This window comes from Corynebacterium sp. HMSC078H07 (assembly GCF_001812805.1).
GTDB lineage: Bacteria > Actinomycetota > Actinomycetes > Mycobacteriales > Mycobacteriaceae > Corynebacterium.
Window position 1 is genome coordinate 1 of the sequence record NZ_KV810476.1, and the last position, 12,281, is coordinate 12,281.

13 protein-coding genes are annotated in these 12,281 nt (G+C 55.5%); 9 read left to right on the plus strand and 4 right to left on the minus strand.

The genetic code is table 11. The annotated features are described in order from the left end of the window. The 5 genes from HMPREF2875_RS13950 to HMPREF2875_RS06505 form a co-directional block, all read left to right on the plus strand. Positions 1–209: ATP-binding protein (locus tag HMPREF2875_RS13950; protein WP_246817050.1), on the plus strand; the 209-nt coding region annotated here is incomplete at its 5' end. A 712-nt stretch (positions 210–921) separates the two neighbouring features. After that, positions 922–2,076 carry a class V lanthionine synthetase subunit LxmK gene (gene lxmK / locus HMPREF2875_RS06490; RefSeq protein ID WP_070671401.1) on the plus strand — a complete coding sequence of 385 codons (1,155 nt, stop codon included), beginning with the start codon at positions 922–924 and terminating at the stop codon, positions 2,074–2,076. Positions 2,077–2,145: 69 nt separating this feature from the next. Beyond that, positions 2,146–3,174, plus strand: coding sequence for a T3SS effector HopA1 family protein (locus HMPREF2875_RS13485; protein WP_141754588.1), 1,029 nt, complete (start codon positions 2,146–2,148; stop codon positions 3,172–3,174). A gap of 57 nt (positions 3,175–3,231) precedes the next feature. Continuing rightward, positions 3,232–3,984 carry a class I SAM-dependent methyltransferase gene (locus tag HMPREF2875_RS06500; RefSeq protein ID WP_070671403.1) on the plus strand — a complete coding sequence of 251 codons (753 nt, stop codon included), beginning with the start codon at positions 3,232–3,234 and terminating at the stop codon, positions 3,982–3,984. A 57-nt stretch (positions 3,985–4,041) separates the two neighbouring features. Then, on the plus strand, positions 4,042–4,725 hold the full coding sequence (locus HMPREF2875_RS06505) for a GOLPH3/VPS74 family protein (protein WP_070671405.1): 684 nt from the start codon (positions 4,042–4,044) through the stop codon (positions 4,723–4,725). A 168-nt stretch (positions 4,726–4,893) separates the two neighbouring features. Here the strand turns inward: HMPREF2875_RS06505 and HMPREF2875_RS06510 are convergent, their stop codons facing one another. Both HMPREF2875_RS06510 and HMPREF2875_RS13705 read right to left on the minus strand, forming a co-directional pair. Further along, positions 4,894–5,091 (minus strand): integrase core domain-containing protein, encoded by a 198-nt coding sequence (locus HMPREF2875_RS06510; RefSeq protein WP_070671406.1) that lies wholly within the window; start codon positions 5,089–5,091, stop codon positions 4,894–4,896. 130 nt (positions 5,092–5,221) lie between these two features. Beyond that, a complete protein-coding gene (locus HMPREF2875_RS13705) occupies positions 5,222–5,389 on the minus strand; it encodes a hypothetical protein (protein ID WP_168165571.1) in 168 nt (55 codons plus the stop codon). 362 nt (positions 5,390–5,751) lie between these two features. Here HMPREF2875_RS13705 and HMPREF2875_RS14145 point away from each other — a divergent pair, with 362 nt between their 5' ends. The 4 genes from HMPREF2875_RS14145 to tgt all read left to right on the plus strand — a co-directional run bounded on the left by HMPREF2875_RS14145 (position 5,752) and on the right by tgt (position 11,330). Beyond that, complete coding sequence (locus HMPREF2875_RS14145) at positions 5,752–6,102, plus strand: MFS transporter (protein WP_371327559.1); 351 nt, start codon at positions 5,752–5,754, stop codon at positions 6,100–6,102. 583 nt (positions 6,103–6,685) lie between these two features. Continuing rightward, on the plus strand, positions 6,686–7,150 hold the full coding sequence (locus HMPREF2875_RS06520) for a hypothetical protein (RefSeq protein ID WP_070671411.1): 465 nt from the start codon (positions 6,686–6,688) through the stop codon (positions 7,148–7,150). A gap of 457 nt (positions 7,151–7,607) precedes the next feature. Further along, on the plus strand, positions 7,608–10,040 hold the full coding sequence (locus HMPREF2875_RS06525) for an MMPL family transporter (protein WP_070671413.1): 2,433 nt from the start codon (positions 7,608–7,610) through the stop codon (positions 10,038–10,040). Positions 10,041–10,046: 6 nt separating this feature from the next. Beyond that, positions 10,047–11,330, plus strand: coding sequence for a tRNA guanosine(34) transglycosylase Tgt (gene tgt / locus HMPREF2875_RS06530; protein ID WP_070671415.1), 1,284 nt, complete (start codon positions 10,047–10,049; stop codon positions 11,328–11,330). Here the strand turns inward: tgt and HMPREF2875_RS06535 are convergent. After that, positions 11,318–12,049, minus strand: a complete 732-nt coding sequence (locus tag HMPREF2875_RS06535; protein WP_070671417.1) for a sortase family protein — start codon at positions 12,047–12,049, stop codon at positions 11,318–11,320. The genes tgt and HMPREF2875_RS06535 overlap by 13 nt on opposite strands. Beyond that, positions 12,042–12,206, minus strand: coding sequence for a DUF6290 family protein (locus HMPREF2875_RS13710; protein ID WP_168165572.1), 165 nt, complete (start codon positions 12,204–12,206; stop codon positions 12,042–12,044). Before HMPREF2875_RS13710 ends, HMPREF2875_RS06535 begins: the two co-directional genes overlap by 8 nt. Positions 12,207–12,281: the final 75 nt, after the last annotated feature.

The following is a 12,281-nucleotide window of genomic DNA, read 5'->3' on the forward strand; positions in this document are numbered from 1 at the left end:
GGTTCTACCGCACCGACATGCTCGCCGCCGAACTAGCAGTCATGCAACCCGATGACCCCATACGGCTGAAGTTCATCCAACACCTTCACGACGTCGACGTCCTGGTCCTAGATGACTTCCTCACCACACCTATTGATGCCGCAACCGCGCACCAAATTCTCAACATCCTCGCCGGGCGTGAAGGCAAAGTGTCAACGATTGTGACCTAACAATTCACCCCGCAAGAGTGGTACAAGTCCATCCCCGACGCCGTGATCTCCGAGTCAATCCTCAACCGACTCGTCTCCGGCGCCGAGATCATCACACTCGAAGGACCAAACATGCGCCTGACCACCAACAACGCCTGAGTGAGACACCGCTACCGGATACTCACTCAGGCGCTACCAGATACTCACCACACCGCTACCATTTCAGTCTTCTGAAAAAACGGTGCCAGTTTACATCTTTTAGGTTATAGTAAGTACCGCACCACCAAGACCAACTCAGCAGAAAACTTCTGCTCCGGCGGTGGAGCATTTTGTAACACTCTTGTTTTACTAATCCGAAAGGAAGTATACGCAGTGACCACTCAGGCGCTAATCAGTGGCTATGCCAACTACACAACCCCGTCCGCAGTCTCCACCGCAGTTTCCGAGGATGCCCGGCAATCTCACCGACTGCCACAGTCACCACCTCTTCGCAGGCATGCATTACTACCATTAGCATGACTGTGACCGCAACTATCGACACCGGTTGCTAAGCATACTCCGCTATATCGCAATCGGAGTTCACTAAAAGAACGTAGTCCTAAGCTTGTCTCCCAACCCCTCGGGCGAGAGACAAGCTTAGTTCAATTATTGCTCCATTAGGGCTAATTGTTTTATAAAACTGTCAACGCTACTGTGAAAAATACGACTAAACGAATCCTTGGAAGTATACTTTATGCCTATAGACGTCATTGGTACAAATCCTCATGAATCGACATTGTCTGACTTAGCGGATGCTATCGACGAAGTGCTGGCGGAACATAATGTGGGTATTATCAATCGGGAATCTCTATCCGTAAAGCGAGGGCGCAATTTGAGCTGCACCTTCACTACTACAGATTTCGGTACCTGTTTCGCCAAACGTGTCATCGGCAACGACCAATTCAAGGCGTCGATGCAGGCAGCTAATCTTATTTTGCAAGATCTAGGCAGTGCGGGGCAAGGTTCTTTTCGCACGCCACGACTGATTGATTCTTCTACGAATGGGAAGATCTTGATCTTCGAAGGCGTTCCGAAAGCCGACAACTTGGCAACAATCCTTCATGAGAACACTCAGGACGATGAGCAGGTGCTCCGCCTGATGGACAATATTGGTGCAGGATTACGACAGGTGCACGAGTCACTGACTAATGCGGATGATCTTAATGAGGAGCCAAGCCCCCTTCCCCCGATCAGCCACTTTGAGCAGCTACCTTGGTCATCTTTCGAGTCCTTCTCAGCTGCGTCCCTTCAAGTGTGGGGGAGGCTTCAGAAAGACAAGGAACTGTACCACGCAGTTGTATCCCTCAGAGAGATGGAGAACACAGATGTGAAGGTCCCTATTCATGGCGATCTCCGATTTGATCAGTTTCTGTTTGATGACGACGAAGATCTATGGCTAATTGATTGGGAAGAATTCCGTCTGGGGCATCCCGGCCGCGACCTCGGTGGCTTGATCGGGGAATGGTTGCATATCGCGTTCAGCTCACTACTAGGTGAAACTGCAGTGTCTCATAATGTAGAACACGTTCCCCAACCCGTATACGATGAGGAACTTACTCACGAGGAAATCGTAGCCCGTGGGCAGGAAGCGCTCAATAGAGTGATGCCAAACATATCTGCACTGTGGAATAGTTATTTGGGGCAGAACACGACCATTCAGAACACCCAAGAACTGGCTACGATTACTGCAGCATTTGCAGGGTGGCATCTCTATGACCGGCTGCTTGCTGCATCAGAACTTGCCCCACGCGTTTCAGCGCTCTCTTGGGCTGCTGCAGGCATCGGCCGAAATATCCTCCTTAATCCGGCTGAAGCTGCAAAAAATCTAGGCCTCACTGGATCACTATGAACCGCACTTAGCGCCCGCTATATACCGAGACAGTCGCGTCAAGACTGATACGGAGGAAAACTAACCACCATGACACATGAAACCGTTTCCATACTTACAGACAGCAGCGCCAGCCCGGGCAGAGCGAAGATATCTGACGAGGCCCTGTCCATTTGTCGGAGTATTCAGGTTGCCATAGACCCGGAAAGCAGTATCTATCATGCCACGCTTCCTGGAGAATCCCCCGTTGAGGCTGACTCCACCCGCTCCTTGATCCATCAGCTGACCTATGCCTTATATGCGAAGTTCCACTCTGGAAGTATCTTTTCGAACAAAAACAATGTGTCCGATAGCCCTCGGCTGACACGTGACCCGTACATAGAGCGGCACTTAAGGTCCACCGTTCCCCATAAAGTAACGGAAGCATCTGGCGTATTCATCAAATGGCTTACTAATCGTACGATCGCAGTTGTCGAATTCGACGGAGTCCGGATTGCAATCCCCTGTGACAGGATCCTGTCTTCTCCCATAGAACCCGGCTTTCCGGTGGAAGTGCGTGTACCTTCAGCTCGACCAGCACTTTCGCAGGGCTTCTGTATGATCGATGGGCCGCGTCCGCTCAGTCAGCTGAATGGCGAGCCAATTCGGCGTGTTTACCTTCACATCGCCTCCCCAGACAGGGCGGCCTACGTATGGAAAGAAGTTCTGCCGATACTAAACAATCTAGATATACCGTACCGCACCAAAGCTCTCTCTCAACGACAAGAATACCCGCGGCGTGATGCAATTGTGTTCTACCTTCCGGTCAACACGGCTGAGAAAGTCGCCGAACTTTTCTTGGAACGCCTCTTAGGCTCGGGACTACTTGAAAGCTCTACTTCTTCCTTCGCCTATCGGATAGGGCCTGGAGTGGCGCTGGCCGACGAGCCTAACGACCCTCGCTCCAATATGCGTTCAGTGAGCTTCGGAGAGCATCGTTCTCATGCACTCGCCGAAGCAGCTGTTCGCTATGCCCTTCAGCCACAAAGCGACATCACGGAGGTGCTCATCGATAGATTCCGAGCCGCTGGCATTGACCCCTACAACCTTGCTTTCAACGCAGTTCGTGATCCACACTAACCCGATCCAAGCCACGTTTTAACTACACACCGTCATTTGATATTCGAAGGAAACTGCATGCTCAGCGATTACAACACAGAAACCTACGGCGAAGGTCTCGCCGGTGTCTACGACTTGATGTACCCAGATACCCCAGATGCCCACGCTGCGGGTAAATTCCTGGCCAATCTGGCTGGCCCGAAAGGCTCGGTTTTAGAGCTGGGTATTGGTACTGGGCGCATCGCAATTCACACTGCATCACACGGTGTCACGGTCCATGGGGTCGATGCGTCCCAGGCGATGCTAGACAAATTTCACGAAAAGTATCCAGAGACGACTATCACCACCGAAAAACTTGATTTCATCACCAGATCAACTGGACGCAAGTTCGACGTTGTGGCTATTCCGTTGTCTACTCTGTTTGCCGCGACTACCCCCTCTGCCCAGCTAAACGTCATGAAGCTAATGAAGGAACAGTTGAAACCAGGTGGGACGATCGTCCTTGAAGGCTTCGACCCCGCAGAATTCCATGCACAGCAAGGACCGAAAACCGAAACGCTTCCGCTGGCTGACGGCCGCCTTCAGATCAACACAACGGTCGTTGACCGCATCCGTCAGCTCCTTGTCGTGGACCATGTAACCATCGGACCAGAAAGCGGTTACGAATATGCCAAGGAAATTATCCGCTATGTGTTTCCTACAGAAATGGACATGATGGCACTGTCCCAGGGGCTTAACGTTGTTGCCCGTTTCGGTGACTGGGAGAGTTCACCGTTCACTGTCAACTCGCTTCGGCATGTCTCCTTGTATAAAGCCTCAGATAAACAATAGTTGGGGCTAGCTACTATCCGCTCTTCCTCAATATATCCCTAGATAAGGATGTCAGCTATGCTCGTCGTAGAAAAACTTTTCCTCCTTCTTACCCGCGACAATGGTTGGGCCAATGCCGGGATTTCTCACCAGGACATTGCTCTATCTGCTGGCCTATTTAGTGATCTTGTCTTAGCCGGATTTATCGAGATAGAAGAATCTAATAAAGTTCAGAACTCCACCATCAAAGCACTCAAGATGCCTCCGAGTGTTGATGCCGATCCAGAGTTGATTGTCTCCGGATACCAATCTCTGATAGAGAACCCCGGTATCACATTGGAAAAGCTTCTACGTGCTCCTTGGTTCGCCCAGAAGAATGAAATCGCGTATTCGCTCGCTAATCAGGGTGTAGTTACAATTGACAGCAATAAGTTTCTGGGGATTAGCTGGGAAAAATTTCCGACCGTTGATAAGCGGCCCGAAGAATCCCTCCGTCGGCGTCTCGCCGAAATCCTTAAAGGAAGAACGGAGGCGACTACACAGGAAGCCCTGACTCTGATAATCCTAGGTGAAGTTGGAAACATTAAGGTAGAATTTTACAAAGAGCTCGATGGTATTACTTTTCGTGACGTCAACGCGCGTGTGCGAGAGCTGGGAAGAAACCACTTTGCGCCGTCCAATGAATATGCGATCAAGGCTGTTCGGCAGATTGTAAATTCTATGGTATCTGCGATTTCCGGCAGTTCCTTCTTTATTTCCTAACGGCCATGCCGTCTTGGGGCCTACCGCTTACCCAAACTGTATTGAGTCTCCTCGAGCATAATTGGGAATACCGGGAGGCGATTTAGAAAAGCTATCGACGCTAACATATTGGTTACCTACCTGTTAGACTACCTTGCCTGGGGTTGCCCGCAAATCGTGGACACGTGGTTAAGCAGCGGATTTCTTTTTAGCATTTTGCTTAGCGATCCGGGTCTCGAAACCGACAGGGCCGATCATCCCGATGGACGAATGCCGGCGGCGCAGGTTGTAGACAATCTCAATCCAGCGAGCCACAGCCTTCCTGGCCTCATCACGGGTTGGCCACTTCCTACGGTCATAAAACTCGGTCTGAAGCGAGCTTTCCAAGCTAGTATCAACTCACCAGCTGAGCATCAAGACTGCTAGCGCGTCAAATATGTCGTCAACGCAGACACCGATGCCACCGCCATATCCGGCACTCCAGTTCCTAGCTCTGGGGTGCCGGACTTTTTATGTTTTAGAAGCCAGCCCGCCCTCTATCAACATCTCTTTGGAAATCCAGCGCGGCTTGGCGCGCCTCGGGGTCGTGGTCTTCAGTGCGCTTGTGAATCCGCCGGCTCATCATGCCTGCTGGGATGGCAATGATAAGGATGGCCGCGACGGCGATGATGACGAAAGTAGACATGGGGTCTCCTAGAGCACTTCAGCGGTTAAAACTTTGACTGGACAGGGGGGTGCGCGTGTCCTGTCGCTCTATAGTGGAATACTATGATTCATAACACTATAAGATATCGATTCTAATGAATAGCCTTTTTCAAGGCTACGTTCTCGCTCGGCCTTGCAGCCGCTGTCGTTTCCGGGTTGGGTGACGGCCTCATCCCGATTGCTTTTGCGCTTCAGGCGCACCGAGTAGATCCGTCGGGCCGCGGCTTGACGGCGGTGCTTATTGCACTGTGGGCGGGCCGTTTCGTTAGTTCTTTGGTGGTCCGAAAGCTGCCGCCACCTCAATGGCCAGTGACCTGGATGCTGGGTAGTGATGTCGTTCGGATGTTGGCACGGTGGGGACTTGTAGCGTGGGTGGTTGCTCGCGGCGATTTCATTGCTGCGTTCGCGCTCTCAAGCTGCGTGTACGGTTGTGCCTCGTCATTTTTTGGGCCAGCAAGGTTTAGCCTCTTGTCGCAGTTGTTTTCCGATGAGCAGCGCACCCGCGTCAATGGGACCCTGTCGATGCTCGGTGATGTGCTGTTTATCGCTGGCCCCCTCATCGGTACAGCGGCAGTGCTCACCTTGGGCTTCAACACGGTATTGCTTATCGACGGCGCCACTTTCCTTGTGACCATGTGCTTTGTTCTTCGGTTTCTTTCACTGCGTAGAGAGCCAGCAGGAGAAAAGCTCTAACAGCGCTGAAACGGAAGGCGGGACACGGCCGAGAATAAAACTTTTGCAATGATTGCTGGATTCAAAGATGCACACCGGCGCCCATATACAATGTATGTCACACTCGCATATGTCACCGATCACACATTGTGTCGCTAACTGAAAGGGGAGCCGAAAATGACCACCGCACAAAAATATTTCGTCCCTGCATTCTGTACCACAGACTCAGTGTGCAAGCTCGTGGTAGCCGGAACCTGTACAAATATCTCCCCTTACATCGGTCGCATCGATGGTGTAGTCACATGCTAAAATCTACTGAAGACAGTAAGAATTCCACGCTCGTAAAATCCCTCGGATTAGCACTTCTCGCCTTTTTCGCTACGACGATGTCTCTGCTCCACCCTGTAGAGCCAAATCTTGAAATCTCAGGGCACAATAGCCAAATCTTTCTTGTTGAAAGTGAGTGCTGGAATCGACTTGATTTCCTGAGAGCGCAACAAAACACTGGGTACTGGGCTAGTTCCGCAACCTGCTCTTTCGACAGAGCTTTAAACAACGGGTCGGGAGCCTGGATCATCCGCTCTATATAACCTAGAAGGACACCATGTGGCTTGACGGATACCAACAGCAATTCGGGAACCGGCTGGAGGACTTCCTTTCAATAGCAGTCCCCACAACGCTCTCAGAACTGACACCTTCCCAACGGGAGCAAGTTACCAATGGCGTAAAAGAGTTTCCCTTCGAAATCGTGTTTGACATTTTAAGGTCTAAACACACTTATGAAGACACCGTCTCTCGCATCCTAGCCGTAACCGGAACATGGATGAATGCTGCATCAGGAAGCCAATGGACTGTCGGTCCCCTAAGCAGTACAGATTACTCGGAAAGAGTAGGTATAGGCGTCAGATGGGGCGAAATCGCCTTTTCGCCGTTGTTAAATTTCTCGGAAAACCTTGTAGATTCATTTCCCACCTGGCCGGGGCTGCTCATGGAATTTGCCCGCATGCAAGAAGCCGATCGCGATTATTACCGCCAAAGACTTCAGGAAACTTCCCCGGAGCAAAAGTGACGTCGTAGCGGCGTTCGGGCTCACCTGGTCGTAGTAATCGGAACCTTTCGAAACAGCAACGAGAATGTAGCGCAGTTGCTCAGTATTCGAAACTGACCCGCTACGATGTACGTCTCCTCAAGCATGCGCCGTTGGCAGATCATTAGACTTGTTATTGTGCGCAGGTCATAGGCCCTGGATGCGTTCCACTATTTCCCTGCGAATGTGTTCCCGCCATGCGACGCTCAAGGTGGCGCCAGATTGTCACGAAAGTATTGGAGGATGTCCCCTAGGGAACTCGAACCCCGTCCGAGGTTGAAACCGAATTTTGGAAGCAGAACCTGCCACAGGCAATAATAGAAATCAGGGCAAAAGCCTAGGGGCAAAACTTGTGACACTACAGTTTAAACTGGTGCACATTCGTGTCCACCACCAAAGCTGCCGTGACTATTAATCGCGCATGTGAAGGGGAAATTCCGTGGCAAAGCTGCTCTACCACCTAGGCCGCTGGTCTTACATCAATCGATGGAAGGTCATCATCGCCTGGATCTTCATCGTGGCGGCCGCGGGCGGAGCGACCTTGAGCTTGATGAAGCCGATGACCACGGAGTACTCCATCAGTGGTACGCCCGCTATTGACGCCACCCGCCGCGCGGTGGAGCTCTTCCCGGAAAACGGTAACCCGGCCAATGCGCCGTCGGTCAACCTCGTCTTCAAGGCCCCGGAAGGGCAGAAGCTCAGTGACCCGCAGAATGAAGCGGCAGTCGGGGACGTGGTGCGCCACATTGCAGAGGGCCTGGACATACCGGAGGGAAGCCAACAGCGTTGGGGTAATCCGCTTGAGGTATCGCCGGCACTGCAGCAGCAGGTCATCGAGCAATTCACTTCCATGGGATTGCCGGAGGAGACCGCGCGGGCGGATGCCGATAACCTGGCCATGGTCAATGCCGATGAGACGATTGCTTACACCACCTTCGACTTTGACGCGGAAAGCCCCTACTCGGTAGACCCCGCGGATAAAGATGTGGTGCATGAGGCCATGGATATCGGCCGTGCGGCAGGTCTGGAAGTAGAGGCCGGCGGCGCGGGCTTCGGTGATGAAATCCAGGTCAACTCGATTTCTGAGGTCATCGGCCTAGCTGTAGCGTTTATCGTCCTCATTATTACCTTCGGTTCCTTGGCCTCCGCGGGCATGCCACTTATCTCCGCGGTCGTGGGCGTGGGCCTGGGCGCGATGGGTGTCATGATCGCTACCCACTGGATTGAGCTCAACAACCTCACCCCGGTGCTGGCCGTCATGATTGGCCTGGCCGTGGGCATCGATTATGCGCTGTTCATCATGTCGCGCTACCGGCAGGAGCGCTCCCGCATGGACGGACCAGACGCCGCCGGCATGGCCGTCGGTACGGCGGGTTCCTCCGTGGTCTTTGCCGGCGCGACGGTCTTCATCGCGCTCTTTGCTTTGCTCGTGGCGCGCATCAGCTTCCTCACTGCCATGGGGCTGGCCGCTGCGGGCACGGTCTTCATGGCTGTGCTCGTGGCGCTGACCTTGGTGCCCGCGATGCTGGGCCTGCTCGGCGATAAGGCCTTCGCTGGGCGCATCCCTGGCGTGGCCGGCAACCCCACGAAGCGCCGCCCGCGCCGCACGAAGCCAACGATGGGCAACCGTTGGGTGCGCACGGTGCAGCGTGTCCCTGGCGTGGTCATGGCCCTGGTGGTGCTCGGCCTCGGTGCTTTGACCGCTCCGGTTCTGCACATGGAGCTGGCGCTTCCGGCGGATACCACCTCCAACCCGGATACCACCCAGCGCAAGGCGGCGGATCTTCTGTCCGAAGGCTTTGGCCCCGGCATCAACGGCCCCTTCCTGGTGATCGTGGATGGCGCTAACGCCAACCCGGACTCTGCAGCCTTGCAGCCCTATATCCAGGGCCAGGAGGGTGAAGAGGACGAGCAGAAGAAGGCGGCCCTTTCTTCCTTCATCTATTCCGTGCAGCGCCTGAATCAAGTGGGCGGTGTCAAGCACGCCCAGCTGGTGGGGGTGAGCAAAGACATGAAGTCCGCGCAGATCATGGTCAGCCCTACCACGGCGCCGACGGATGATGCCACGGTTGGCACCGCCTCCGCCCTGCGTACTGCCGGTGCGGAGCTGGAGGATGCCACCGGTGCCGAGATCGGCATGACGGGCCTGACCGCGGTGCAGCTCGACATCACCGAGCGCCTCGAAGAAGCCATGGGGCCATACCTTGCCATCGTGGTGGGCCTGGCCATCTTCCTGCTGCTGGCGGTATTCCGCTCCATCTTGGTCCCGCTGGTGGCCGGCTTAGGCTTCCTGCTCTCCGTCGGCGGTGCCTTCGGTCTGACCGTGCTGGTGTGGCAGGACGGCTTCACCGGACTGGTGCCCGCGCCGGGCCCGCTGATTTCCTTCATGCCCATCTTCCTCATCGGCGTGACCTTCGGCCTAGCCATGGACTATCAGGTCTTCCTGGTCACCCGCATGCGCGAGCACTTCTCCCGCTTCCCGCAGGGCAGCGGTGGCAAGTACAGCAAGTACAACGCCAACGATGAGGCGACTATCGCTGGCTTTACCGCCGGTGCCCGCGTGGTCACCGCCGCGGCCATCATCATGATTTCCGTTTTCGTGGCCTTTATCAGCCAGCCGCTGCCCTTCATCCAGATCTTCGGCTTCGCGCTGGCGGCGGGCGTGCTTTTCGACGCCTTCCTAGTCCGCATGTCCCTCGTTCCCGCCACCATGTTCCTCATGGGGCACACCACCTGGTGGATGCCGAAGTGGCTGGACAAGCTGATCCCACAGCTGGATATCGAGGGCACCGCACTCGAGGAAGAATGGGAGCGCAAACACGCGGCAGCGTCTCGTGAGGCAGAGGATAAGGCAGCGCAGCCCGTAGAATAGTTCCCTATGACCCACCCTAAGCCGCAGCTTGAGACCGACCTGTCCTTCGATGTGAAGAAGGAGCTGGACCTAAGTGGTCCAGCACAACCGGGAAAGCACGGCCGCACCGGCGTTATCCATACGCCGCATGGAGATATCCAAACCCCGGCCTTCATCCCGGTGGCCACCAAGGCCACGGTAAAGACGCTGACCCCGGAACAGATCCGGGCCACCGGCGCGCAGGCCATCTTGTCCAACGCTTATCACCTCTACCTGCAGCCGGGCCACGACATCGTGGATGAGGCCGGTGGCGTGGCTACCTTCGAGAATTGGCATGGGCCGACGTACACCGACTCGGGCGGATTCCAGGTCATGTCGCTCGGCGTGGGTTTCAAGAAGGTCCTCGCCATGGACGTGGCGGACTTGACGGAGTCCGATATCCGTGCGGCCAAGAAAGAGCGCATGGCGCAGGTGGATGAGGACGGCGTGGACTTTAAATCCTTCATCGATGGTTCCACGCATCGCTTCACCCCGGAGGTCTCCATGCAAATCCAGCATGGCCTGGGCGCGGACATTATGTTTGCTTTCGACGAGCTCACCACGCTCGTGGATACCCGCACCTACCAGGAGGAATCTGTGGAGCGCACACGCCGCTGGGCGCAGCGCTGCCTCGATGAGCACGACCGCCTGACGCTTGCCCGCGGCCCACAGAAGCCGCGCCAGTCCCTGTGGGGCGTGGTCCAGGGCGCGCAGTATGAGGACCTGCGCCGCCAGGCCGCGCGCGGGTTGGTGGAGCTCTCTGATCGAGCCGAGGCAAATGGCCGTCGAGGCTTCGGTGGCTTCGGCATCGGTGGCGCATTGGAGAAGGAGAACCTGGGCACGATTGTGGGCTGGGTATGCGATGAGTTGCCCGTCGATAAGCCCCGGCACCTGCTGGGTATCTCTGAACCGGATGATATTTTTACCGCCGTTGAGGCTGGTGCCGATACTTTTGACTGCGTGGCACCGACCCGCCTGGCGCGCCGCGGTGGTGTGTACACCCTCGACGGACGTCTCAACCTCACCAATGCGCGTTTCAAACGGGATTTTGCTGGCGTGGATGAGGAATTCGGTGGATACGTCTCGCAGAACTACTCCCGCGCCTACATCCACCACCTGCTCAAAGCCAAGGAATTCCTGGCCGGCACGCTGTGCACGATCCACAACCTGGAGTTCATGATTCGCCTGGTGGATAACATCCGGGAGTCCATCGATGGCGGCTATTACGAGGCTTATCGCGATGAGTTTATGGGGCGCTATTACGCCAAGTGACCGGTGACGATGACGTTGTACTCCAAGTCCGAGGCACCGTCTACCGCACAGGCGATAAGCACGATGCGCCCGGGCGCGTCGGTGTTCATGAGGTCCGCGTCGCTGCCTAGCTGATTCTTGGGGATGAGGAAGGCGTTATCCACGATCCACTCGCGGCCCGCACCGCCCTCGGAGGTCATGCGGATGTGGGAGCCGTTGAGGGTGGACGTCGCAAAGCGCTGCACTTCCACGCCGTCGAGGCCCTCTACCGTCGTGGGAGTAGCGAGGTCCACGTTGGCCGTGACCACCTCAGAGAAAGGGTTGAATACCAGTTTCTGCTGGCCCCAGGCATGGCCCAACACGTAGGTGGTGCCCTGTTCTGCCGTGGCGGGTGACTCACCCCAGTCTTGAACCCAGCGCACCATGGTCTCCTGTGGTCCGGCGGGGTTGAGGGGCAGGACGAAAGGCATTGAATCGTAGGTAGCGCCCGTGATGGTAGCTGGGCCGTCCATCTCAAACGTGCCGGTCAGGGCGGGTTCTGGGCCCTCGTTGAGCGGGGGTGGGGTGGGCGCTGCGCTTGGCGACGTCTCACTGCTCACCATCATCGACTCCGACGCGGCCGCGCCGCTCGTCGTTTCAGACGACGTGGTGACTTCCTCGGCGCCCGAGCACGCCACAAGGATTAAGGCCGTGGTCAGGCCAAGGAAAGGGAGGAGGGACGTTCGTAGATGCTTATGCATCGTAAATGTCCTTTAAGACCTCATCGAGGCTAAACCGCTCGCCGGAATCCTCTGCCATTGCTGCGCGCAGTTCCTGAAGGTCGTAGTAGTCTTCGACCCGTTCCAAAAGCGCTGCACGGGCAAATTCGGATGGCGTGTGGCCTTCAGATTCTGCCATAAGTCCTCCTAGTCATTGTGAATGCATCGTATTACGCATGATTGGTGAAAGGAAGGGAGAAATAGAACCCCTCAG

Bases quoted from the DNA above. Each gene is read 5' to 3' on its own strand.
- HMPREF2875_RS06500 (WP_070671403.1), top strand. From the start codon at position 3,232: ATGCTCAGCGATTACAACACAGAAACCTACGGCGAAGGTCTCGCCGGT.
- HMPREF2875_RS13485 (WP_141754588.1), top strand. From the start codon at position 2,146: ATGACACATGAAACCGTTTCCATACTTACAGACAGCAGCGCCAGCCCG.
- HMPREF2875_RS13705 (WP_168165571.1), bottom strand. From the start codon at position 5,389: ATGTCTACTTTCGTCATCATCGCCGTCGCGGCCATCCTTATCATTGCC.
- tgt (WP_070671415.1), top strand. From the start codon at position 10,047: ATGACCCACCCTAAGCCGCAGCTTGAGACCGACCTGTCCTTCGATGTG.
- HMPREF2875_RS14145 (WP_371327559.1), top strand. From the start codon at position 5,752: ATGTTGGCACGGTGGGGACTTGTAGCGTGGGTGGTTGCTCGCGGCGAT.
- HMPREF2875_RS06505 (WP_070671405.1), top strand. From the start codon at position 4,042: ATGCTCGTCGTAGAAAAACTTTTCCTCCTTCTTACCCGCGACAATGGT.
- lxmK (WP_070671401.1), top strand. From the start codon at position 922: ATGCCTATAGACGTCATTGGTACAAATCCTCATGAATCGACATTGTCT.
- HMPREF2875_RS06535 (WP_070671417.1), bottom strand. From the start codon at position 12,049: ATGCATAAGCATCTACGAACGTCCCTCCTCCCTTTCCTTGGCCTGACC.
- HMPREF2875_RS13710 (WP_168165572.1), bottom strand. From the start codon at position 12,206: ATGGCAGAATCTGAAGGCCACACGCCATCCGAATTTGCCCGTGCAGCG.
- HMPREF2875_RS06520 (WP_070671411.1), top strand. From the start codon at position 6,686: ATGTGGCTTGACGGATACCAACAGCAATTCGGGAACCGGCTGGAGGAC.